Consider the following 20,421-nt stretch of genomic DNA (forward strand, 5'->3'; position numbering starts at 1 on the left):
CTCAGGCCTCCTGCTTCTTCAACAGGCTGGTGCACAGCGCCAGCAGGACGGGAATCGTGATGGCCAGCGGCAGCAGGTAGCTACCCAGGTCGCCGAAGCCCAGCGCCTTGGAGAACACCCCGCGGCTGATGACCAGGAAATGCGAGGTGGGATACAGCTGGCCGACCACGGCCCCGAAGCCTTCCAGCGAGGAAACCGGGTAGATCAGCCCGGAGAACTGGATGGCGGGGATCAGCGTGGCGATGGCGGTGCCGAACACCGCGGCAATCTGGCTGCGGGTGAAGGTGGACATCAGCAGCCCCAGCGCGGTGGCGCAGCCCAGGTAGAGCACGGCGCCAAGCAGCAGGGTCAGCGGGCTGCCCTTGAGCGGTACATCGAACAGGATGATTGCCGCCACGACCAGCAGGACGAAATTCAGCAGGCCGAGTGCCAGGTACGGCAACTGCTTGCCGAGCAGGAATTCCAGGCGGGTCACCGGCGTGACGTACAGGTTGATGATCGAGCCCAGCTCCTTTTCGCGCACCACGCCCAGGGCGGTGAGCATGGCCGGGATGAGCATCAGCAGCAGCGGAATCACCGCCGGCACCATGGCCTTGAGGCTTTCCACGTCCGGGTTGTAGCGGTAGCGGACCTCCAGCGAGGCTGGCAGCGCGGTGGACTGGCCGGCCGCGCGGGCCAGATTCTGCAGGTAGTCGTTATGGATGCCCTGCACGTAGCCCTTGATGGTGTCGGCGCGGGTCGGCATGGCCCCGTCCACCCAGGCGGCGATGGCCGGACTGGCGCCGCGCTTGAGCTCACGGCCGAAGCCGGGGGGGATTTCCACCGCCAGGCTGATCTCGCCGCTGCGCAGGCGCCGGTCGAGGTCGGCGTGATCGCGCAGGGGCGGTTTCTCGAGGAAGTAGCGCGAGCCGGACAGGTTCAGGCTGTAGGCCTGGCTGGTGGTGGTCTGGTCGTGGTCGAGCACCGCGAACGACAGGTCCTCGACATCCAGGCTGATGCCGTAGCCGATGATGAACAGCAGCAGCAGGCTGCCGAGCAGCGCCATGCTGCCGCGGATCGGGTCGCGACGCAGCTCCAGGGACTCGCGGCGCGCGTAGCTGAACAGGCGCAGCAGGCTGAAGCGCTGGCGCGGCTGCCGGGCCAGCGGCGCGGCGACCGAGGTGGCGGGCGTCTTCGGAGCGGGCGTGTCGGCGCCGGCCGCCTCCTCCAGGTAGGCGATGAAGGTGGCTTCCAGACTGGGCAGCCCGCGCCGTTCCATCAGCTCCTGCGGCGTGCCGCTGTCCAGCACCACGCCGGCGTGCATCAGCGAGATGCGATCGCAGCGCTGCGCCTCGTTCATGAAATGGGTGGAGATGAAGATAGTCACGCCGTCGCGCCGCGACAGGTCGATCATCAACTGCCAGAAGCCGTCGCGGGCCACCGGATCGACGCCCGAGGTGGGCTCGTCGAGGATCAGCAGCTCCGGCTCGTGGATCACCGCCACGGCCAGCGACAGGCGCTGGCGCAGGCCGAGCGGCAGGCGCTCGGGCAGCTGGTCCATCACCGGGCGCAGGTCGAAGCGCTCGGCCAGTTCAGCGATGCGTGGCGCGATGCGTTCTTCGGGCATCTGGAACAGCCGGGCATGCAGGTCGAGGTTCTGCTCGACGGTCAGCTCGCGGTACAGCGAAAAGGCCTGCGACATGTAGCCGACCCGTCGTCGGGTCTGCAGGTCGTGGGGATCGACCGGCTGGCCGAACAGGAAGGCCTCCCCCTCGCTGGCCGGCAGCAGGCCGGTGAGCATTTTCATGGTGGTGGACTTGCCGCAGCCGTTCGAGCCGAGGAAGCCAAAGATTTCGCCGCGGGGGATGCGCAGGTTTACGTCGCGAACCGCCACGAAGTCGCCGAAACGCATGGTCAGGCCGTGTGCCTCGATGGCAATGTCCGTCTCGCCAGAGGGGCGTGGCGGAATCACCAGCTGGCGGTGTTCCCGGCGTTTTTCCTCCGGCAACAGGGCGATGAACGCTTCCTCCAGGCTGCTGCTCGCGCTCTGCTGGCGCAGCTCGGCGGGCGTGCCGGCGGCCAGCACCCGGCCGGCATCCATGGCCACCAGCCAGTCGAAGCGTTCGGCCTCCTCCATGTAGGCGGTGGCCACCAGCACGCTCATCTGCGGGCGTTCGGCGCGGATGCGCGCGATCAGCTCCCAGAACTGGTTGCGCGACAGTGGATCGACACCGGTGGTCGGCTCGTCGAGGATCAGCAGGTCCGGGTCGTGGATCAGCGCGCAGCACAGGCCGAGCTTCTGCTTCATGCCACCGGAGAGCTTGCCGGCCGGGCGTTCACGGAACGCTGATAGGCCGGTGCTGCGCAGCAGCTCGTCGATGCGTCGTTCGCGCTCGGCCTGGCGCTGGCCGAACAGGCGGCCGAAGAAGTCGAGGTTCTCCACCACCGAGAGCGTCGGATAAAGGTTCTTGCCCAGCCCCTGGGGCATGTAGGCGATGTGCGGGCAGACACGCCGGCGGTGGCGCGGATCGGCCATGTCGCCGCCTAGCGCCGCGACGCGGCCGTCCTGGATCCTGCGGGCGCCGGCGACCAGCGCCAGCAGGCTGGACTTGCCGACGCCGTCCGGGCCGATCAGGCCGACCATGCGCTGCGCGGGCAGCTCCAGGTCGATGTCGGCCAGCGCGCGGGTCTTGCCGTAGCGCAGGCCGACCCCCTGGAGCCGCGCGACCGGCTCGCCCGCGGCGCTCATTGCGGAACCTTGATCGCCAGGTGCGCCGGCCACTCGGCCGCCGGATCAAGCCGCAGGTAGGCCATGCCCGGCACGCCGGTCTTTACGTGGGCCAGGTGCTTGCGCAGCAGGTCGGGGTCGATGCGCGCCTTGACGCGAAACATCATCTTCTCCCGCTCGCTGGTGGTCTCCACGGTCTTGGGCGTGAACTGGGCGACGCTGGCCACGTAGGTGATGCGCGCCGGAATCACGTACTCGGGGGCCGCGTCGACCACCAGACGCGCCTCGGCGCCCAGCGCCACGCGCCCGGCCTGGCGCTCGGGCAGGAAGAAGGTCATGTAGACGTCGGACAGATCGACCAGATTGAGCAGCTTGCCGCCGGCACCGAGCACCTCGCCCGGCTGGCTGATACGGTACTGCACCCGGCCGGCGCGCGGCGCCTTGAGCTGGCTGTCGTCGATGTCCACCTGCAGGCGGGTGACACTGGCCTGTGCCGCCTCCACCGCGGATTGCGCCTCGATGACCTGCGACTGGGCGGCGGCGATGCCGGCCTCGGCGGAACTGACCTGGGAGCGCGAGGCAGCCAGCGCGGCCTGGGCGCTCTGCAGGGCGGCCAGATCGTCGTCCAGCTGCTGGCGCGGCACGGCGTTGCTCTTTACCAGTGTCTGACTGCGCGCGTGGCGCTTCTGTGCGGCGGCGAGTTCTGCCTGGCGCTGGCGAACCACGGCCTCGGCGGTGCTCTTCTCGCTTTCGCGCAGGGCCACCTGGGCGCGTGCGGTGTGGATGGCATTCTCGGCCTGGCGCAGTTGGGCGCGCGCCTGGGCCAGCTGGGCTTCGAGTACCTGGGTATCCATGCGCGCCAGCACCTGGCCGGCGTCCACGAAGTCGCCTTCCTCCACATCGATGGCCGCTACCCGGCCGCCGAGTTTGGTGGCGACGTCGACCTCGGTGGCCTCGATGCGGCCATTGCCCGAGGCGAAGCCGTCACCCAGGCCGCTGGGGCGAAGCTCGTACCAGGCCAGGCCGGCAAGGCCGGCGATGATGGCGAGGGGGATGCCCACACGGGTGATCCAGCGTGTGCTCTTGGTCATGATCCGCTCCTTACCGTAGGGAGGCCCGCTGCAAAGGAAGGAGTTTATTCTGCCGACAGCGGGGGCGTGGAGTGTTGATGACCATCAAGCCGCGACCAGACACAGCTGCGGTTGCGACCGCCGTGCTTGGCGCGGTACAGCGCCTGGTCGCAGTGGGCGATCAGGCGTTGCGGACTGTCCTGGCATTCCAGGTCGGAAGTGGCGATACCGATGCTCAGGGTCAGGCGCCCGAGTGGGCTCTCCGGATGCGGCAGGGCCAGTTCCGCGAGGCGCTCGTGGATGCGCGCGGCCAGGTGCTCGGCACCCTCCAGGCGGGTGTTGGCGAGGATGATGGCGAACTCCTCGCCACCGTAGCGGCAGGCCACGTCTCCCTCGCGCTGCAGGCATTCGTGCAGCAGTCGACCGACGCGCCGCAGGGCGTCGTCCCCCGCCAGGTGGCCGAGGCTGTCGTTGTAGCGCTTGAAGTGGTCGATATCCACCAGCAGCAGCGACAGAGGCGTGCCGAGCCGGCGCAGGCGTCGCCATTCGGCCTGCAGTTGCTGGTCGAAGAAGCGCCGGTTGTGCAGGCCGGTCAGTCCGTCCTGCTGGGAAAGCCGCTGCAGGCGTGCCTCCATGCGCAACCGTTCGGTGTTGTCGCGCGACACGCCGATAAGAAATTCACGGCCCGCGCGTTCCACCAGCTGGGTACTGATCTCCGCCGGCTGCAGGGTGCCGTCCTGGCAGCGCAGCTCGCGCTGCAGCAGGCGTGGCGAGCCCTCGCGGTGCAGCTGGCGTACTTCGTCCAGCCATTGTTGGTAGCCGGGCATGAGGTGCTCGGGATCGCGTTGAAACAGGGTGTGGAAGGTCTCGCGGTCGTAGCCGAGGCCGACATGGATGGCGCGGTTCATGTAGAGGAACGCGTGCGCCTGGAGATCGAGAATGAACAGCCCGTCGCGGCTGAAATCGGTCAGTTCCAGGATCAGGCGCTGCTGCGCGCGGCTCTCGCGCAGGCGGGCGGCAATGCGCCGGCGTCGCTGCGCCTCGGCCCGCAGTAAACGGTTGCTGACCAGCAGGGCGGAGGCCCGGCGGTGGTTTTCCAGTGCCAGGTACAGCGCAGCCACCAGCAGCAGGCTGATGGACAGGCTGGCGCCCAGGACCACGCGCGGCCATGGCGTGTTCAGGCGTTGCAGGATCTCCGTGGTGGGGGTGAGCAGCAGGGTGAATACCGGCTCGCCGGGCAGGCTGAGCGACACCCGCTGGCGCAGATCAGTAGCGGAGTTGGCAAGATTCTGATCATGGAGGGTCTGATCCTGCTCCAGCAGCGCCACGCTGAAACGCCACTCACCCAGGCGCGTCAGCCAGCTGTCCAGCAGATCGGAGAGGCGAAAGGTGCCGCGCAGGTAGCCGTCGAAGCCGGGACCGGGGGTGTTGCGGTCATACAGGGGCACGTACAGGGCCATGCCCGGGCTGCCATCGGCCAGGGGGAAGCTGCCGCTGAAATGCGGCTCGCCCTGGTCGCGGGCGCCCAGCGCACTGTCGGGATTGGGCGGTTCGAGGGGTTCGCTGCGTCCGGCGGGCACCTGCCAGCGCAAACGACGCGCGGCGTCCAGCCATTCGATGGCGTGGTAGCCGTCGCGTCCGGTCAGCAGCAGTCGCGCCTCGCGTTGCCAGTCTTCGCGGCGCAGCCGGCCCTCGTTGTTCCAGCGCTCGGCCAGTCGTTGCAGGTTGACTCCACGGTCTGCCAGGTAGGCTTCGAACTGGCGGGCCAGATGCTGGGCGTGCAGGTGCAGTTGCTCCCGGGCGCGCGCCTGGCGGTCGTTTTCCAGCCGCTGCCAAAGCAGCAGGCTGCCCGCGCACAGGGCGCAGAGCAGCAAGCCGAGCAACAGGTAGACGGCGGGGGGGCGGGCGACGCGGGTCATGAGCAAATCCTTTGCAGTGCTGTGGGTTTAGCACAGCCCCCGGGAACCCTCAACGCAGCGCCAGGATGGCCTCCCATTGCGCCGGTGTCACTGGCATCACCGAAAGGCGGCTGCCCTTCTGCACCAGCGGCAGGTCGGCCAGCGCCGGCTCGGTCTTCAGGCGCGGCAGTTCGATGACACGATCGAAGGTTTCCACATGGCCGACGTCAACGGCGCTCCAGGGGTTCCGCTGGGAAGTTGCCTTGATGTCAAAATAGTGGCTTTCCGGTTGGAGCGCGGTGGGGTCCGGGTAACTCGTGCCGAGGATGCGGCCGATGCCGGCCACGCCCGGACGTGGGCAGCTGGAGTGGTAGAACAGGAAGAGATCACCCGGTTGCATTGCGCGCAGGAAGTTTCGTGCCTGGTAATTGCGAACCCCGTCCCAGCGCGCTTCGCCGAGACGTGATAGGTCCGCGCTGGACAGTTCGTCGGGTTCGGATTTCATCAGCCAGTACGGCATGAACTTTGCCTTCCTCTTTTGGTCCGAGTCGCGGGCATTGGAGCCGGCAGGTCAGCGGACGTTCAGTTCACCGAGCGTCCTACTACAAAAACAGCCACCGGCATTCTTGAAGTTGTCTGTAGGGGAAGACAAGGCAATGAGACGGCAAAAACCCGATTTGTTGTGGGTACTGGTTATTGTGTTCAGCCTGGGCATGGTTACTACCGGCTATACCCAGGGTCTCTGGGAGCGCCAGGCCGAGGCGCCTCCCACCACGTCGCAGCGCTAAGCGCGCTGCGCGGTTTCCGGGCCGGCTCGGCCGGCCTCTGCGCAATACCAGCCTCTGTCGGTCACCGTGGCCTGCAGGGGAACATCCCAGCTGGCCAGCGCCAGATGATCCACTTGCTGACACTGATGGGCCATGCCCATCAGTGTCGGCTTGTGCCAATTTTTGCGCAGGTCGAGATACGCCAGGCTGCGGTCGTAGAAACCGCCGCCCATGCCAAGGCGTCCGCCCCGCTCATCAAAACCCACCAGTGGCAGGCAGATCAGATCCAGGGTCCAGGCCTTGCGTTGCCGTGCGCGGCAGAAGTGTGGCTCGGGAATGCCGAAACGATTGGGTCGCAGTTTCTCGCCCTTGCGCAGACGCTGGAACACCATGCGGGTGCGCGGCCAGGGGTTGAGTACCGGCAGGTAGGTCGCCTTGCCGCGTCGCTGGGCTTCGCGCAACAGCAAGGCGGGATCGATTTCGCCATCGTTGGCCAGATACAGGGCCACATGCCGGGCTCGGCGAAACAGCGGATGGTGGCTCAAATGGCGGTAGAGGTCGCGCGCGGCGCGGCGTTGCTCGAGTGGGGTCAGCTGGCGGCGCCGCTGGCGCAGCAGGCGGCGCAGTTCGGTGCGCGAAAGGTCGTCACGCTGGATCATGGCGAGAGGCGGCCCTGAAATGAAAACCGCCGGCGCGGATGCTCCGGGCCAGCGGTATGGAATTCGACTCCCCGGCATGCCGCTGTCGGCGTGACCCTTGAACCCGAGAGTTCAAGGTGGCGACCGCCGGCAACCTTAAGGCTCTCCGTCGAGCGGATATGCACACGGGCTGCACGTACGGCCTCCAGAAGTTTTGCTTATCGGGAGAGGGACGTGCCAACTGGCGCACACACCAGGGAGTTGTCCGGGAGTATACGCCGTTTTTCCCTCAAGTCACTCACTGCCCAGGGCGGTATCCACCCGGTCCAGCAGTTCGCGTACCTGCTCGCGGGCCAGGCTGTCCTGCTGTTGTTGCTGCTGCTGCAGGCGCTGCAGATCATGAGCGATGTTCAGCGCGGCCATGACCGCGACGCGCTCGGAGCCGATGACCTTCCCGCTCAGGCGGATCTCGCGCATCTTGCCGTCCAGGAAGCGTGCGGCGTTTTCCAGGCTGGCGCGGGCATCGCTCGGGCAGGCGATGCAGTATTCCTTGTCGAGGATGGTGACGGTGACAGTGGTGGATGGGGTCATGAGTCCTGCTCCAGGGCCTTGAGGCGGGAAATCATCGCTTCGACCTTCTGGCGAGCCAGTTCGTTCTTCTCGATCAATTGGGCGCGTTCTTCGCGCCAGGCCCTTTCATTGGCCAGCAACAGCCGGTTCTGGGCTTTGAGACGTTCGTAATGCTCGAGCAGCTCGTCGAGTTTCGCTGCCAGGCGCTGCAGTTCGGTGTTTTCCATGAGGGCTCGGGGAGGCAACGGGGCTCCGACTATAGGGAGGAGGACGCAAGGGGGTCAAACGCCGTGCGTGACGGCGCCGTGATGTCACGGCGCAGTGCGCCAGGGCTGCCTTGCCCGCCTCGGGCTGCTAGGATACGGAGCCTTCTGTTTCCCGCCCAGAGTCGTCATGTCCAGTACCTCGCCCTACGCCGCCTTCGCTACCCTGCTCGCCTCCTCGGGCTATTCCGTTTCCCCCGCCGAACTGCACGGCCTGCTGGTTGGCCGCGGTTGCGCGGGCCTGGGGTTCGAGGCCGACGGCTGGCTGGAAGACGCCCGCGAGCTGCTCGGCAGCGAGCCGCAGGACAACGTGCGCCAGGCGCTGCTGGGCCTGCAGGCAATGGTCAAGGAGGAACTGACCAGCGAGGAGTTTTCCATGGTGCTGCTGCTGCCCGGCGACGACGCGCCGCTGGCCGAGCGGGCCAGCGCGCTGGGGCAATGGTGCCAGGGGTTCCTCTCCGGCTTCGGTCTGGCGCCGCGCGAACAGGCGCTGTCCGCCGAGGCCATGGAAGTGCTCCAGGACCTGGCCGCCATTGCCCAGGTGCAGAGCGCGCTCGACGAGTCCGAGGACGGCGAGAGCGACTATATGGAAGTCATGGAATACGTGCGTCTGGCCCCGCTGCTGCTGATGTTCGTCGGACGCGATGCGCCTGCCGCCAAACCCTCCCTGCACTGACCGGAACCTGCCGATGATCCGCATCCCGCAAGACGAATACGCCCGCCGTCGCGCCGCGCTGATGGCGCGCATGGAACCCGGCAGCATCGCCATCCTGCCGGCGGCCCCGCTGCAGCTGCGCAACAGCGACGTCGAGCACACCTATCGGCAGGACAGCGATTTCCAGTACCTCAGCGGCTTCCCCGAGCCGGAGGCGGTGCTGGTGCTGATCCCGGGACGCGATGAGGGGCAGTACATCCTGTTCTGCCGCGACCGCGATCCGGAACGCGAGCTCTGGGATGGCCGGCGCGCCGGCCAGGACGGCGCGGTGCGCGACCACGGTGCGGACGATGCCTTTTCCATCCGGGCCATTGATGAGCTCCTGCCGTCGCTGATGGAGAGCCGGCGCCGGGTCTACTACGCCGTCGGCCAGCAGGACAGCTTCGACCAGCAGGTCATGGGCTGGGTCAACCGCGTGCGCGCCAAGGTGCGCCAGGGGGTGACGGCGCCAAGCGAGTTCGTGGCCCTGGCGCCGCTGCTGCATCCGCTGCGCCTGCGCAAGTCCGAAGCGGAGCTGGCGGTCATGCGTTACGCCGCGCAGGTCTCCGCCCGCGCCCATGTGCGCGCCATGCAGGCCAGCCGCGCCGGGCTGTACGAATACCACCTGGAAGCCGAACTGGATTACGCATTCCGCAAGGGCGGTGCGCGTCTGCCGGCCTACGGTTCCATCGTGGCCGCCGGGCGCAACGCCTGCATCCTGCACTACCGTGAGAACGACGCCCTGCTGAACGACGGCGACCTGGTGCTGATCGACGCCGGTTGCGAGATCGACTGCTACGCCAGTGACATCACCCGCACCTTCCCGGTCAGCGGGCGCTTCACGTCGGAACAGAAGGCCATCTATGAGCTGGTCCTCAAGGCCAATCTGGAAGCCTTCCGGCACATCGCCCCCGGCAAGCGCTGGAACGATGCGCACGAGGCCACCGTGCGGGTGATCACCGCCGGCCTGGTCGAGCTGGGGCTGCTGCAGGGCGAGGTGGATGCGCTGATCGAACGCGAAGCCTACAAGCCCTTCTACATGCACCGCGCCGGACATTGGCTGGGTATGGATGTGCACGACGTCGGCGACTACAAGGTCAATGGCGTATGGCGCGAGCTGGAGCCGGGCATGTGCATGACGGTCGAGCCGGGCATCTATATCGCACCGGACAACGAGCAGGTCGAGCCCCGCTGGCGCGGCATCGGTGTGCGCATCGAGGATGACGTGGTGGTCACCGCCAGTGGTTGCGAGATTCTCACCGGCGACGTGCCCAAGTCGGTCGCCGAGATCGAGGCCCTGATGGCCGGAAACCGGGAGCACGCCTGATGGAACGGGTCGAGCTGGCGATCATCGGCGGAGGCCTGGTCGGCGCCAGCCTGGCCCTGGCCCTGCAGGACGGCGCGCGGGCGCGCGGCTGGCGCATCGTGATGATCGAACCCTTTGCGCCCGGCGACAGCTATCAGCCCAGTTACGACGCCCGCTCCTCGGCGCTGGCCTATGGCAGCCGGCTGATCTTCGAGCGGCTGGGCCTGTGGCAGCGGCTGGCCCTGCGGGCAGAGCCGATCCTGCACATCCATGTTTCCGAGCGGGAGCGTTTCGGCGCCACCCGCATGCATGCCGCTGACGAGCGCGTGCCGGCCCTTGGCTATGTGGCTGAGAACGCCTGGCTCGGGCATTGCCTGTGGCAGGCGCTCGACCCCGAGGTCGTCAGTTGGCGCTGCCCGGCGGAAGTCACCGACCTGCAGGCGCTGCCTGACGGCTACCGGCTGCAACTCAAGGATGGCGCGTGCCTGGACTGCGACCTGGCGGTACTGGCCGACGGCGGGCGCTCCGGGCTGCGCGAGCGGCTGGGCATTGGCGTCGAGCGCCGCCCCTACGGGCAGAGCGCGCTGATCGCCAACGTTACGCCGAGCCTGCCCCATGGTGGCGAAGCCTTCGAGCGCTTCACCGCCCAGGGGCCGATGGCCCTGCTGCCGTTCCTCGACAACCGCTGCGTGCTGGTCTGGACCCGCGACCCGCAGGAAGCCGAACGCCTGCAGGTGCTGCCCGAGCCCGCGTTCCTCGACGAGCTGCAGCAGGCTTTCGGCTACCGCCTGGGGCGCTTCCAACACGTTGGCGCCCGGCACCTGTATCCGCTGGCGCTGGTCGAGGCCCGTGAGCAGGTGCGCCCGCACCTGGTGGTGCTGGGCAATGCGGTGCACAGCCTGCATCCGATCGCCGGTCAGGGCTTCAACCTGTGCCTGCGCGATGCCGTGGCGCTGGCCGAGACCCTGCTGGAAAGCGAGGAAGCACTGGGCGACCTGGCCACCCTGACGCGCTACCAGGAGCGCCAGCGGTTCGATCAGGACCTGACCATCGGCTTCTCCGACCGCCTGACCCGCCTGTTCGGCACCAACCTGCCGCTGCTGGATCAGGCCCGCCATCTGGGATTGCTCGGCCTGGACCTGCTGCCGCCGGCCAAGCACTGGTTCGCCCGGCAGGCCATGGGCCTGGGCGCCCGCATCATTTAACGAGGGACTGACATGCACGCGGACATCATCATCGTGGGCGCCGGCATGGTCGGCAGCGCCCTGGCACTGGCCTTGAAGGGCAGCGGGCTGGACATCCTGCTGGTGGATGGCGCCCCGCTCGAGCCCCGGCCTTTCGATCCGGCGGCCCCGTTCGAGCCGCGTGTCAGCGCCCTGTCGGCAGCCAGCCAGAACCTGCTGGAACGTCTCGGCGCCTGGCCGGGCATCCGCGCGCGGCGCTGCAGTCCCTACGCGCACATGCACGTGTGGGACGGTTCGGGGACGGGTCAGATTCGCTTCTCGGCCGCCAGCGTGCATGCCGAAGTGCTCGGGCACATCGTCGAGAACCGCGTGGTGCAGGATGCCCTGCTCGACTGCCTGCGCGACGGCCCGGTGCGGCTGCTCGGCCAGGCGCGGGTCGAGCGCCTGCAGCAGGGCGAGGCCGGCTGGCGGGTGAGCCTGGCCGATGGGCGCGAACTGCAGGCGCCGCTGCTGGTGGCCGCCGATGGCGCCAATTCGGCGGTGCGCCGCATGGCCGGTTGCCAGACCCGCGAGTGGGACTATTTCCACCACGCCATCGTCACCAGTGTGCGTTGCGCCGACGAGCACGGACTGACCGCCTGGCAACGCTTCACCGACGACGGCCCGCTGGCCTTCCTGCCGCTGGACCGCGACGGCGACCGCCACTGGTGCTCGATCGTCTGGTCGTGCACCCCGGGCGAGGCCGAGCGGCTGATGGTGCTGGACGAGCCGGCCTTCCGTGAAGAGTTGGGCAAGGCGTTCGAGTACCGCCTGGGCGAGGTGCTGGAGGTCGATCCGCGTGTCTGCATCCCGCTGCGCCAGCGTCACGCCAAGCGTTACATCGCGCCGGGGCTGGCCTTGATCGGTGACGCCGCGCACGTCATTCATCCCCTGGCCGGACAGGGCGTGAACCTGGGATTCCTGGATGCCGGCGTGCTGGCCGAGGAGTTGCTCAAGGCGCGGGCGCGAGGCGAAGCCCTGCACAGCGAGCGCGTGCTGGCCCGCTTCGAGCGCCGGCGCATGCCCTACAACCTGGCGATGATGGCGTCCATGGAAGGCTTCGAGCGGCTGTTCCAGGCCGACTTGCCGGCGCTGCGCTGGCTGCGCAACGCCGGTCTGCGTCTGGCCGACCGTCATCATCTGCTCAAGTCGCTGTTCGTGCGTCAGGCCCTGGGCCTGGACGGCGACCTGCCGGAGCTGGCGCGGGGCTGAGCCTTACCAGCTCAGCAGATCGCTGCCGAAGGTGATCATGTAACCGGCGGTGCCCAGGATCGCAAACTGGGCACTGACGCGCCGGTACTGATAGCCGAGCGCCGGAATCACGCCGACGCCAACGCCGTCCCGGTTGACCGGGATCTTGTCCTCGTACTCGCCCTTGTAGCCCAGCAGTGGGCCGGCGGTCAGCTTGGCGTAGAGGCCAGGCACCTGCTCGTCGAACGACCAGCGCCGGCCCACGTAAAAGTACTGGCTGGGCTGATGGTAGGAGTTGTGGAACCACATGGCTCCGGCCAGCCAGCGGTCTGGATTTTCCACCTCCAGGCCGAACAGGTCGGGCGTGTCATTGTGAAGGGGATCCGGCTTCCAGTGGTGAACGTAGGGGCCGTAGTGAAGGCTCAGCACATGGGAAGCCTGAGCCTCGGCGCCCAGTGCGCCCAGGGCGATGAGCGCGCAGGCGGCGCGAATAACAGAATGTTGCAAGGGACAGCCTTACTGCAGGAAACAAAAGGGGCGTCGGCGAACCGCTGACGCGGGGCGGGGCCGACTGCAATATCCGCACCACGCGAGTGGTATTTACCTGCGGCGAAACCGCGCGTTGTGGTGATAAGTGATAGTCACTATCATCTGGGGCAATTTCCTACCAAAACGAGAGGCATTGCCATGCGGGTCAGTAACGCGCTGTTTGCCACCCTGGCGCTGGGTGTCTGGATCGGTCAGGCCCAGGCCGCCGAGGATGTGGTGGTCTACTCCTCGCGCATCGACGAGTTGATCAAGCCGGTGTTCGACGCCTACACCCAGGAAACCGGTGTGAAGGTCAAGTTCATCACCGACAAGGAAGCTCCTCTCATGGCGCGCATCAAGGCCGAAGGCGCCAACACGCCGGCCGACCTGTTGCTCACCGTGGATGCCGGCAACCTCTGGCAGGCCGAGCAGATGGGCATCCTGCAGCCGCTCAAGTCCGATTGGGTGGCCGCCAACATCCCGCCCCAGTACCGCGCTTCCAGTGGTGCCTGGACCGGCCTGTCGCTGCGCGCGCGGACCATTGTCTACTCCACCGAGCGGGTCAAGCCGGGCGAGCTGAGCACTTATGAGGCGCTGGCCGACGAGAACTGGGAAGGCCGCCTGTGCCTGCGCACCAGCAAGAAGGTGTACAACCAGTCGCTGACCGCCACCCTGCTGGAAACCCACGGCGCGAAGAAGACCGAGCAGATCCTCACCGGCTGGGTCAACAACCTGGCTACCGACGTGTTCTCCGACGACAACTCGGTGATCAACGCCATCGACGCCGGCCAGTGCGACGTGGGTATCGTCAACACCTACTACTTCGGTCGCCTGCATGCGCAGAACCCGGACCTGAAGGTGCGCCTGTTTTGGCCGAACCAGAACGACCGTGGCGTACACGTCAACCTCTCCGGCATCGGCCTGACCAAGTACGCGCCGAACCCGGAAGGCGCCCGCAAGCTGGTGGAATGGATGACCGGTGAAACGGCGCAAGCCATCTTTGCCGGCGCCAACAAGGAATTTCCGGCCAACCCGAAGGCACCGGTCTCCGAAGAAGTGGCCAGCTGGGGCAGCTTCAAGGCCGACACCATCCCGGTGGAAGTGGCCGGCAAGCGTCAGGCCGAGGCCATTCGTCTGATGGATCGGGTGGGCTGGCGCTGAGTCCAGCGCGCAACGGGCCGGTTGCCACCGGCCCATTGCCACTGTTTAACTTGCGCGCCCCGCTCCGTCCGGGGCGTCGTCGTTTCCGAGCCGCCAGGAGTTCGCGCGTGTCTCATCCGATCCAGCGCCGTTGGTACCCCGTAGTGTTCAGCGTGGCCGCCCTGGTCCTGCTGCCGCTGAGCATCCTGCTGTTCAGCTGGCATGAAGTGGACGGCGAGATCTGGAACCACCTGTGGGAAACCCAGATGGCCCGACTGATCGGCAATACCGGGATCCTGGTGCTGGGTGTCGGTGTCGGCGTGACCGTGCTGGGAGTGAGCCTGGCCTGGCTCACTGCGCTCTGCGAGTTTCCCGGTCGCAAGTGGCTGGACTGGGCGCTGATGCTGCCGTTCGCGATCCCCGCCTACGTGCTGGCGTTCGTGTTCATCGGCCTGTTCGATTTCTCCGGCCCCGTGCAAAGCCTGGCCCGTGACTGGTTCGGCAGCGGCATCCGTTTCCCCCGTGTGCGTTCCACCGGTGGCGTGATCCTGGTGCTGGTGCTGGTGTTCTATCCCTATGTCTACCTGCTGGCGCGCTCGGCCTTCCTGGCCCAGGGCAAGGGTCTCATGGAGGCTGCCCGCGTGCTGGGACAGTCACCCTGGCAGGCCTTCTGGCGGGTGGCATTGCCGATGGCCTGGCCGGCGATCGGCGCCGGCCTGGCGCTGGCGATCATGGAAACGCTGGCGGACTTCGGCGCCGTCGCGGTGTTCAATTTCGACACCTTCACCACCGCCATCTACAAGACCTGGTACGGCTTCTACAGCCTGACCGGCGCCACCCAGCTGGCCAGCCTGCTGCTGCTGGCGGTGATGCTGGTGCTGTATGGCGAGCGGCGCGCTCGCGGCGCCAGCCGTCCGGCCAGTGAGCGTCCGCGCGGCAAGGCGCTGTACCGGCTGAGCGGCTGGAAGGCAGCACTGGCCAGCGGCTGGTGCACCCTGGTGTTCCTCTGCGCCTTCGTCATTCCGCTGCTGCAACTGCTGGTGTGGTTCTGGCAGCGCGGGCGTTTCGATCTGGACGAGCGCTACGCCGCCCTGATCCTGCACACCCTCTACCTGGGCGGCATGGCGGCGCTGATCATCGTTGCGGTGGCGCTGCTGCTGGCCTTCGCTCGGCGCCAGGCTCCGACCCGGGCGATCCGCTCCGGCGTGGGCGTGGCCAACCTCGGCTACGCGTTGCCCGGCGCGGTGCTGGCGGTGTCCATCATGCTCGCCTTCAGCTACCTGGACACCCACATCGTGGTGCCGCTGTCCGCCTGGCTGGGGGGCGCCGGCAAGCCGTTGCTGCTCGGCAGCCTCGGTGCCCTGCTGGTCGCCTACCTGATCCGCTTCCTGACCGTCGGCTACGGGCCGCTGGAAAGCAGCCTGGCGCGCATCCGTCCATCGCTGCCGGAAGCCTCGCGCAGCCTCGGTGTCGGCGGACCGGCGTTGTTCTTCAAGGTCTACCTGCCGCTGCTGCTGCCCGGCGTGCTGAGCGCGGCGCTGCTGGTGTTCGTCGACGTGCTCAAGGAAATGCCCGCCACCCTGCTGATGCGCCCGTTCGGCTGGGACACCCTGGCCGTGCGCATCTTCGAGATGACCAGTGAAGGCGAGTGGGCGCGCGCCGCGTTGCCGGCGCTGACCCTGGTGGCGGTCGGCCTGCTGCCGGTGATTCTGCTGATCCGCCGCTCCGCCCGGCGCTGAGTCTGCGGAACTTTCCGCCACCGGCCAGGGTCTTGTCTGGCCGCCGTGCCGGTCGGACCCCTTGTCGTGCTTTCGTAAGACCGGGCGGCTACAATGCGCGCCATTCGACGCAGCCGCGCCCGTCGCGGAGTCACGTCTGCAAGGAGAGACCCATGGGTGAACGTACGCCTCTGTACGACCTGCATCTGGCCCTCGGGGCCAAGATGATTGATTTCAGCGGTTGGGAGATGCCGCTGCACTACGGTTCCCAGGTGGAGGAGCACCATCAGGTGCGTCGCGAATGCGGCGTGTTCGATGTGTCCCATCTGTGCGTGGTGGACGTGACCGGTGCCCAGGCCCAGGCGTTTCTGCGGCGCCTGCTGGCCAACGATGTGGCACGTCTCGATGCGCCGGGCAGTGCACTGTACAGCGTGGTGCTGAACGAACAGGGCGGGATTGTCGACGATCTGCTGGTCTACCTGACCGTCGACGGTTATCGGCTGGTCAGCAATGCCGCCACCCGTCAGCGCCTGGCCAGCTGGCTGCGCCAGCAGGCCGCCAGTTTCGCGGTGCAACTGCGCGAGCGCAGTGACCTGGCTATCCTCGCCGTGCAGGGTCCCGATGCGCGCGCCCGGCTCAGCGCCCAGGTGACCATTGCCCGCGCCGCGCTGATCAAGGAACTCAAGCCCTTCCAGGGACTGGAGGAAAACGGCTGGTTCATCGCGCGCACCGGCTACACCGGCGAGGACGGTCTGGAAGTCATGCTGCCGGCCAGCGACGCGGCGGATTTCTTCAACGACCTGGTGGGGGCCGGCATCGCGCCCATCGGGCTGGGTGCCCGCGATACCCTGCGCCTGGAAGCCGGCCTGGGGTTGTATGGCCAGGACATGGACGAGAGTGTCTCGCCGCTGGTCAGCAACCTGGCCTGGAGCGTGGCCTGGACGCCGGGACGCGATTTCATCGGCCGCGCCGCGCTGGAAGCCGAGCGCGACCTCGGTGTGGCGCGCAAGCTGGTTGGCCTGGTGCTGGAAGAACGTGGCGTGCTGCGCGCCCATCAGGCGGTGCGCGTGGAGGGCATCGGCGAAGGTGAGATCACCAGCGGGAGCTTTGCACCGACGGTGGGCAAATCCATCGCGCTGGCCCGCCTGCCGATGGCCGCCGGCGAGCGCGCCGAAGTGGAAATTCGCGGCAAGTGGCATCCTGTGCGGGTAGTCAACCCGCCCTTCGTACGCCACGGCCGCATCCTGATCTGAATGCCTGGCGACATCCAACAAGAGAGGAACCGACATGAGCCAAATCCCCGCCGATCTGCGATATGCCGCCACTCATGAGTGGGCACGCCTGGAGAACGACGGCATCGTCACCGTGGGCATCACCGACCATGCCCAGGAGGCGCTGGGCGATGTGGTGTATGTCGAACTGCCGGAAATCGGTCGCGTCCTGCAGGCCGGGGAGCAGGCCGGGGTGGTGGAGTCGGTGAAGGCTGCCTCGGACATCTATGCGCCGGTGGGCGGCGAGGTAGTGGCGGTGAACGGCGCCCTGGTGGACAGCCCGGAACTGATCAACAGCGAACCTTATGGCAGCTGGTTCTACCAGTTACGCCCGACCGACAGCGCCGAGCTGGACAAGCTGCTGGACGCCGCCGGCTACCAACAGGTTGCCAGCGCCTGAGTCCATTCCAGTCCCTTGGGGCCGGCTGACGCGCCTCGCCCCCCACACGGTGCGCTCCCGCGCACTCGTGTGAGGCTCGCAGCTTCTCCAGCAGGGCCGGCTTTACGCCGGCCGCCGGAGTGGGGCGGCTCCCCATTTCCTATTCCTGCGCGAGCAGCGCCTCGGCCAGCTGCAGGTCGCTGTGAGCCGCGAGTTCCGGGCGGGTGTCGCGCAGGTGCCGCAACGCCGCTTCCAGGTAGGCGCCGCGTACCGAGCCTGCGCTCGCGACGAAGGCGCCGGCATCCTCCCTGGCCGCGACCACCAGTTTGTCGTCCTTGAAGGTCGAGTACAGCGAGGCGGAGATCCCTGCCGAAGTGGCATAGTCGCTGGCATCCCTGGCCAGGGTCAGACCTGGCGCAACCAGCAGTGAGGCACAGAACAGTGCGGTGACGGAACGCATGGCGGCAACTCCTGAACGAAAGGGGGCAAGGCTGTCCCGATGCAGTTCAGAAGCGCGCAGTGGCGGCGGAGTTCCGCTGCCCCGGCGCAGGGTCACGTTCCACCAGGGCCTGCTGCAGCGCGGCATCCCGATGGTAGAGGTCGGGGCGAAAGCGCAATCGACCCTCGTTGTCCACCTCGGCGGTCCAGTAGGCCATGAGAATCGGCATGGGGCGCGCCAGACGGTACTCGTGGGTGCGCCCGCCGCTCAGCAGGCGGTTGACCCGCTCGTGCTCGCCTTCAACCAGCAGCAGATCGACCAGGCCCAGCGCGTGCTCCACCCGCACGCAGCCGGAACTGAAGGTGCGCTGTGCCTCGGCGAACAGTCGCTGGCTGGGCGTGTCGTGCAGGTACACGGAGAAGGGGTTGTCGAAGCGCAGCGCCACCTTGCCGAGCGGATTGCTGGGGCCGGCCGCCTGGCGCAGCAGAATGCCGCGCGGACGGGACCAGTCCACGCTGGCAGGGTTCAGGCGGCGCCCCTGGTGATCGAGGACGGTCATCTGGTGCCGGGCGAGGAAGCCGAGGTCGCGGCGAATCTCCGGCAGCTTGTCCTCGCGCAGGATGGTGGGCGGCACCGTCCAGGTCGGGTTCAGGGTCAGGCGCTCGATGCGCGACTTGAGTTGCGGGGTCGGACGGTCCGCGCGGCCCACCTGGGTACGCGTTTCCCAGGTCAGCAGACCCTCGCGATAGAGCAGCAGGCGCCCGCCGGCGATGTCCACCACCAGCAGGTTGGCTTCCATGTCGCCGGACAGCCAGCGCCAGCGCTCCAGGTTGACCCGCACCTGGGCGCGGCGCTGCGCGGGACCGATGTTCAGCTCGGCCAGGGTCGCCGGGCCGAGGATGCCGTCGTCCTTCAAGCCATGCTGTTGCTGGAAGCGCGCCAGCGCGGCGGCCAGTTCGGCATCGTGGCGCAGCGGATCGCTGCCGGACGGGGCGAGCGGCTCGGGCAGGTAACCGGCGCGGTGCAGGCTACGCCGCAGCAGCGGGGTGCGCGCATCCGTGCGTCCCGGACGCAGCAACGGACCGCTCGGTAGCGGCTCGAATTCGGCTAGAGGCTGGCTGCGCAAGCGGACGTAGTGATCACGCAGCGCCCGGTATTGCGGCAGGTCAGGGCGTGCCGCGTCGAACGCGCCAGGCAGGTCGTCCAGGCCGCGCACGGCCAGGCTCAGCAGGCTGGCCTGCCTGTCAATCTTGGGTTCTAGGCGCCAGAAGGGATCCAGTCCGGTGTGCGCCAGGCGGCCCTCGCTCAGGTGTTGCAGCGCAAGCAGATAGGCATGGCTGATGCGCAGTTCAAGGCAGGCCTGTTGCAGCGTGTCGCTTGCCGAGTCCGGCGAGCGAACCGGCAGGTACTCGGCGGGGTCAAGACCATCGTCGACCAGCGCTTCCAGCTGGCGGGCCAGATCGTCGCGGCGGCTGGCGGCCTGCCACTGTGGCTGATGACCGAGAAAGGCATAGAAGACTTCCAGTCGCTGACGAGCCTGCGGCTCGACGGGGACCGGGCACAGCGACTGCTCCAGCGCCTGGCGAAGCGGCGGCCCGACGCTGATGATGTCTTGAGCACCCCACGCGACAAGCGGAGCCGCCATCAGCCAGGTGCTCAAGTACAATGCTGCGCGTTTTTTATACAAACCAGCACTCCGGATACCTTCAAGGACGCCGCCAGCCCACACGGTGGCGCCCACTACAAGAGTTCGCGAAAAGTATAGGCAGGCTACCGCCGCTACGAGACAGGACGTCTGGAGTCGTAACCACGAGGCCTTCGCCCATGACCCTTCTGCGACGAGCGCTACTGCTCGCCGCCGGGCTTTGTTTGCCCGGTATGCCGCTGCTGGCGGCGGTTCCCTCCACGCCGCTGGCCGACGAGCTGTCGCGCAGCGCCCCGAAACTCAACAAGCAGGTCCTGGCCCATGCCCTTTCGGCCATGCAGTGCGCCGTCAATCATGGCGCCGAGGCTGCCGACCGCCTGGCGGTGATCGACTTCTCGCTGCCCTCCAGCGAGCGGCGGCTGTGGATCTTCGATCTGCGCAGCAAGCGCCTGCTGCTCAAGGACTACGTCGCCCATGGCAACAAGTCGGGCGCCAACGAGGCAACCGCGTTCTCCAACCGGGTCGGCAGTCACCAATCGAGCCTGGGGCTGTTCCGCACCGCGGAGAGTTACCGGGGCAAGCACGGCTATTCGCTGCGCATGGACGGCCTGGAGCCGGGCATCAACGATCGGGCCCGCGAGCGCGCCATCGTCATTCACCCCGCCGACTATGTGAACCCGCAGTGGATCGCCACCCAGGGACGCATCGGCCGCAGCCAGGGCTGCCCGGCGGTACGCCCGGAGGTCGGGCGCATGGTGGTGGACAGCCTCAAGGGCGGCCAGTACCTGTTTGCCTGGTACCCGGACCAACAATGGCTGCAGAGTTCCGCCTACCTGAACTGCGAGCCGGAGCGGGTGGCCAGCATCCTCGGCCAGCGCACGGACGGTTGAGGCAGATGTAGGTCGGACAGCGCTTTTCTGGCCGCCGAAAGGGCGGGCACGAAGCCAGGCCCTGTGCACTATGGCTGCCGAAAA

At 67.6% G+C, this 20,421-nt stretch carries 20 protein-coding genes and 1 other RNA gene; 10 read left to right on the top strand and 11 right to left on the bottom strand.

All coding sequences use genetic code 11. The annotated features are described in order from the left end of the window. Position 1: 1 nt before the first annotated feature. The 4 genes from rbbA to PT85_RS15810 are packed head-to-tail and all read right to left on the bottom strand — an operon-like array spanning position 2 to position 6,195. On the bottom strand, positions 2-2,728 hold the full coding sequence (rbbA, locus tag PT85_RS15795; protein WP_039560934.1) for a ribosome-associated ATPase/putative transporter RbbA: 2,727 nt from the start codon (positions 2,726-2,728) through the stop codon (positions 2-4). Then, positions 2,725-3,798, bottom strand: coding sequence for an HlyD family secretion protein (locus PT85_RS15800; RefSeq protein WP_027590986.1), 1,074 nt, complete (start codon positions 3,796-3,798; stop codon positions 2,725-2,727). Before PT85_RS15800 ends, rbbA begins: the two co-directional genes overlap by 4 nt. Before the next feature lie 44 nt (positions 3,799-3,842). Next, the gene (locus tag PT85_RS15805) at positions 3,843-5,696 is read right to left on the bottom strand and encodes a sensor domain-containing diguanylate cyclase (protein ID WP_027590987.1); all 1,854 of its coding nucleotides are present in this window, start codon (positions 5,694-5,696) and stop codon (positions 3,843-3,845) included. A 49-nt stretch (positions 5,697-5,745) separates the two neighbouring features. After that, positions 5,746-6,195: an EVE domain-containing protein gene (locus PT85_RS15810; protein ID WP_027590988.1), complete on the bottom strand. Its 450-nt coding sequence runs from the start codon at positions 6,193-6,195 to the stop codon at positions 5,746-5,748. A gap of 136 nt (positions 6,196-6,331) precedes the next feature. Between PT85_RS15810 and PT85_RS18375 the strand changes: the two genes are divergently transcribed. After that, positions 6,332-6,463, top strand: a complete 132-nt coding sequence (locus PT85_RS18375; protein ID WP_256214752.1) for a hypothetical protein — start codon at positions 6,332-6,334, stop codon at positions 6,461-6,463. Here the strand turns inward: PT85_RS18375 and PT85_RS15820 are convergent. The 4 genes from PT85_RS15820 to PT85_RS15830 form a co-directional block, all read right to left on the bottom strand. After that, positions 6,460-7,101 carry a 5-formyltetrahydrofolate cyclo-ligase gene (locus PT85_RS15820; RefSeq protein ID WP_039607178.1) on the bottom strand — a complete coding sequence of 214 codons (642 nt, stop codon included), beginning with the start codon at positions 7,099-7,101 and terminating at the stop codon, positions 6,460-6,462. The genes PT85_RS18375 and PT85_RS15820 overlap by 4 nt on opposite strands. 64 nt (positions 7,102-7,165) lie before the next feature. After that, positions 7,166-7,343, bottom strand: a non-coding RNA gene (gene ssrS / locus PT85_RS17595) — 6S RNA. 31 nt (positions 7,344-7,374) lie between these two features. Further along, positions 7,375-7,671, bottom strand: coding sequence for a cell division protein ZapA (locus PT85_RS15825; RefSeq protein ID WP_027590989.1), 297 nt, complete (start codon positions 7,669-7,671; stop codon positions 7,375-7,377). Then, a complete protein-coding gene (locus PT85_RS15830; protein ID WP_027590990.1) occupies positions 7,668-7,877 on the bottom strand; it encodes a TIGR02449 family protein in 210 nt (69 codons plus the stop codon). Before PT85_RS15830 ends, PT85_RS15825 begins: the two co-directional genes overlap by 4 nt. Positions 7,878-8,043: 166 nt before the next feature. Here PT85_RS15830 and PT85_RS15835 point away from each other — a divergent pair, with 166 nt between their 5' ends. From PT85_RS15835 to PT85_RS15850, 4 genes are read left to right on the top strand one after another with little or no spacing between them, the layout of a single operon-like run. Beyond that, entirely contained in the window at positions 8,044-8,589 is a 546-nt protein-coding gene (locus PT85_RS15835) for a UPF0149 family protein (RefSeq protein ID WP_039607179.1), read from the top strand. 13 nt (positions 8,590-8,602) lie between these two features. Next, positions 8,603-9,934, top strand: coding sequence for a Xaa-Pro aminopeptidase (pepP, locus tag PT85_RS15840; protein ID WP_039607180.1), 1,332 nt, complete (start codon positions 8,603-8,605; stop codon positions 9,932-9,934). Then, entirely contained in the window at positions 9,934-11,118 is a 1,185-nt protein-coding gene (gene ubiH / locus PT85_RS15845) for a 2-octaprenyl-6-methoxyphenyl hydroxylase (protein WP_027590993.1), read from the top strand. The genes pepP and ubiH overlap by 1 nt, the downstream gene beginning before the upstream one ends. A 12-nt stretch (positions 11,119-11,130) precedes the next feature. After that, positions 11,131-12,348 carry a 2-octaprenyl-3-methyl-6-methoxy-1,4-benzoquinol hydroxylase gene (locus tag PT85_RS15850; protein ID WP_039607181.1) on the top strand — a complete coding sequence of 406 codons (1,218 nt, stop codon included), beginning with the start codon at positions 11,131-11,133 and terminating at the stop codon, positions 12,346-12,348. Between the two features lie 3 nt (positions 12,349-12,351). Here PT85_RS15850 and PT85_RS15855 read toward each other — a convergent pair whose 3' ends face one another. Further along, positions 12,352-12,834, bottom strand: coding sequence for a hypothetical protein (locus PT85_RS15855; protein ID WP_027590153.1), 483 nt, complete (start codon positions 12,832-12,834; stop codon positions 12,352-12,354). A 180-nt stretch (positions 12,835-13,014) separates the two neighbouring features. On the opposite strand from PT85_RS15855, the gene PT85_RS15860 reads away from it, so the two are divergent. The 4 genes from PT85_RS15860 (at position 13,015) to gcvH (ending at position 17,384) form a co-directional block, all read left to right on the top strand. Next, a complete protein-coding gene (locus tag PT85_RS15860) occupies positions 13,015-14,016 on the top strand; it encodes an extracellular solute-binding protein (RefSeq protein ID WP_039607182.1) in 1,002 nt (333 codons plus the stop codon). 107 nt (positions 14,017-14,123) lie between these two features. Then, positions 14,124-15,734, top strand: a complete 1,611-nt coding sequence (locus PT85_RS15865; RefSeq protein WP_039607183.1) for an ABC transporter permease — start codon at positions 14,124-14,126, stop codon at positions 15,732-15,734. 152 nt (positions 15,735-15,886) lie between these two features. Further along, a complete protein-coding gene (gcvT, locus tag PT85_RS15870; RefSeq protein WP_027590156.1) occupies positions 15,887-16,966 on the top strand; it encodes a glycine cleavage system aminomethyltransferase GcvT in 1,080 nt (359 codons plus the stop codon). Between the two features lie 34 nt (positions 16,967-17,000). Continuing rightward, positions 17,001-17,384: a glycine cleavage system protein GcvH gene (gene gcvH, locus PT85_RS15875; RefSeq protein ID WP_039607184.1), complete on the top strand. Its 384-nt coding sequence runs from the start codon at positions 17,001-17,003 to the stop codon at positions 17,382-17,384. 139 nt (positions 17,385-17,523) lie between these two features. Here gcvH and PT85_RS15880 read toward each other — a convergent pair whose 3' ends face one another. Then, positions 17,524-17,823, bottom strand: coding sequence for a DUF2388 domain-containing protein (locus PT85_RS15880; RefSeq protein WP_027590158.1), 300 nt, complete (start codon positions 17,821-17,823; stop codon positions 17,524-17,526). 46 nt (positions 17,824-17,869) lie between these two features. Continuing rightward, positions 17,870-19,447: a L,D-transpeptidase family protein gene (locus PT85_RS15885; protein ID WP_052237729.1), complete on the bottom strand. Its 1,578-nt coding sequence runs from the start codon at positions 19,445-19,447 to the stop codon at positions 17,870-17,872. A gap of 179 nt (positions 19,448-19,626) precedes the next feature. On the opposite strand from PT85_RS15885, the gene PT85_RS15890 reads away from it, so the two are divergent. Beyond that, positions 19,627-20,337, top strand: a complete 711-nt coding sequence (locus PT85_RS15890) for a murein L,D-transpeptidase catalytic domain family protein (RefSeq protein ID WP_039607185.1) — start codon at positions 19,627-19,629, stop codon at positions 20,335-20,337. Positions 20,338-20,421: the final 84 nt, after the last annotated feature.

Source organism: Pseudomonas flexibilis (assembly GCF_000806415.1).
GTDB lineage: Bacteria > Pseudomonadota > Gammaproteobacteria > Pseudomonadales > Pseudomonadaceae > Serpens > Serpens flexibilis.

Excerpts from the sequence above, each read along its gene's own strand:
- PT85_RS15800 (WP_027590986.1), bottom strand. The coding sequence starts at position 3,798 with ATGACCAAGAGCACACGCTGGATCACCCGTGTGGGCATCCCCCTCGCC.
- PT85_RS15850 (WP_039607181.1), top strand. The coding sequence starts at position 11,131 with ATGCACGCGGACATCATCATCGTGGGCGCCGGCATGGTCGGCAGCGCC.
- PT85_RS15880 (WP_027590158.1), bottom strand. The coding sequence starts at position 17,823 with ATGCGTTCCGTCACCGCACTGTTCTGTGCCTCACTGCTGGTTGCGCCA.
- PT85_RS15810 (WP_027590988.1), bottom strand. The coding sequence starts at position 6,195 with ATGCCGTACTGGCTGATGAAATCCGAACCCGACGAACTGTCCAGCGCG.
- PT85_RS15860 (WP_039607182.1), top strand. The coding sequence starts at position 13,015 with ATGCGGGTCAGTAACGCGCTGTTTGCCACCCTGGCGCTGGGTGTCTGG.
- PT85_RS15825 (WP_027590989.1), bottom strand. The coding sequence starts at position 7,671 with ATGACCCCATCCACCACTGTCACCGTCACCATCCTCGACAAGGAATAC.
- PT85_RS15830 (WP_027590990.1), bottom strand. The coding sequence starts at position 7,877 with ATGGAAAACACCGAACTGCAGCGCCTGGCAGCGAAACTCGACGAGCTG.
- pepP (WP_039607180.1), top strand. The coding sequence starts at position 8,603 with ATGATCCGCATCCCGCAAGACGAATACGCCCGCCGTCGCGCCGCGCTG.
- PT85_RS15890 (WP_039607185.1), top strand. The coding sequence starts at position 19,627 with ATGACCCTTCTGCGACGAGCGCTACTGCTCGCCGCCGGGCTTTGTTTG.
- PT85_RS15835 (WP_039607179.1), top strand. The coding sequence starts at position 8,044 with ATGTCCAGTACCTCGCCCTACGCCGCCTTCGCTACCCTGCTCGCCTCC.
- PT85_RS15885 (WP_052237729.1), bottom strand. The coding sequence starts at position 19,447 with ATGGCGGCTCCGCTTGTCGCGTGGGGTGCTCAAGACATCATCAGCGTC.
- gcvH (WP_039607184.1), top strand. The coding sequence starts at position 17,001 with ATGAGCCAAATCCCCGCCGATCTGCGATATGCCGCCACTCATGAGTGG.
- PT85_RS18375 (WP_256214752.1), top strand. The coding sequence starts at position 6,332 with ATGAGACGGCAAAAACCCGATTTGTTGTGGGTACTGGTTATTGTGTTC.
- rbbA (WP_039560934.1), bottom strand. The coding sequence starts at position 2,728 with ATGAGCGCCGCGGGCGAGCCGGTCGCGCGGCTCCAGGGGGTCGGCCTG.
- PT85_RS15805 (WP_027590987.1), bottom strand. The coding sequence starts at position 5,696 with ATGACCCGCGTCGCCCGCCCCCCCGCCGTCTACCTGTTGCTCGGCTTG.
- PT85_RS15820 (WP_039607178.1), bottom strand. The coding sequence starts at position 7,101 with ATGATCCAGCGTGACGACCTTTCGCGCACCGAACTGCGCCGCCTGCTG.
- gcvT (WP_027590156.1), top strand. The coding sequence starts at position 15,887 with ATGGGTGAACGTACGCCTCTGTACGACCTGCATCTGGCCCTCGGGGCC.
- ubiH (WP_027590993.1), top strand. The coding sequence starts at position 9,934 with ATGGAACGGGTCGAGCTGGCGATCATCGGCGGAGGCCTGGTCGGCGCC.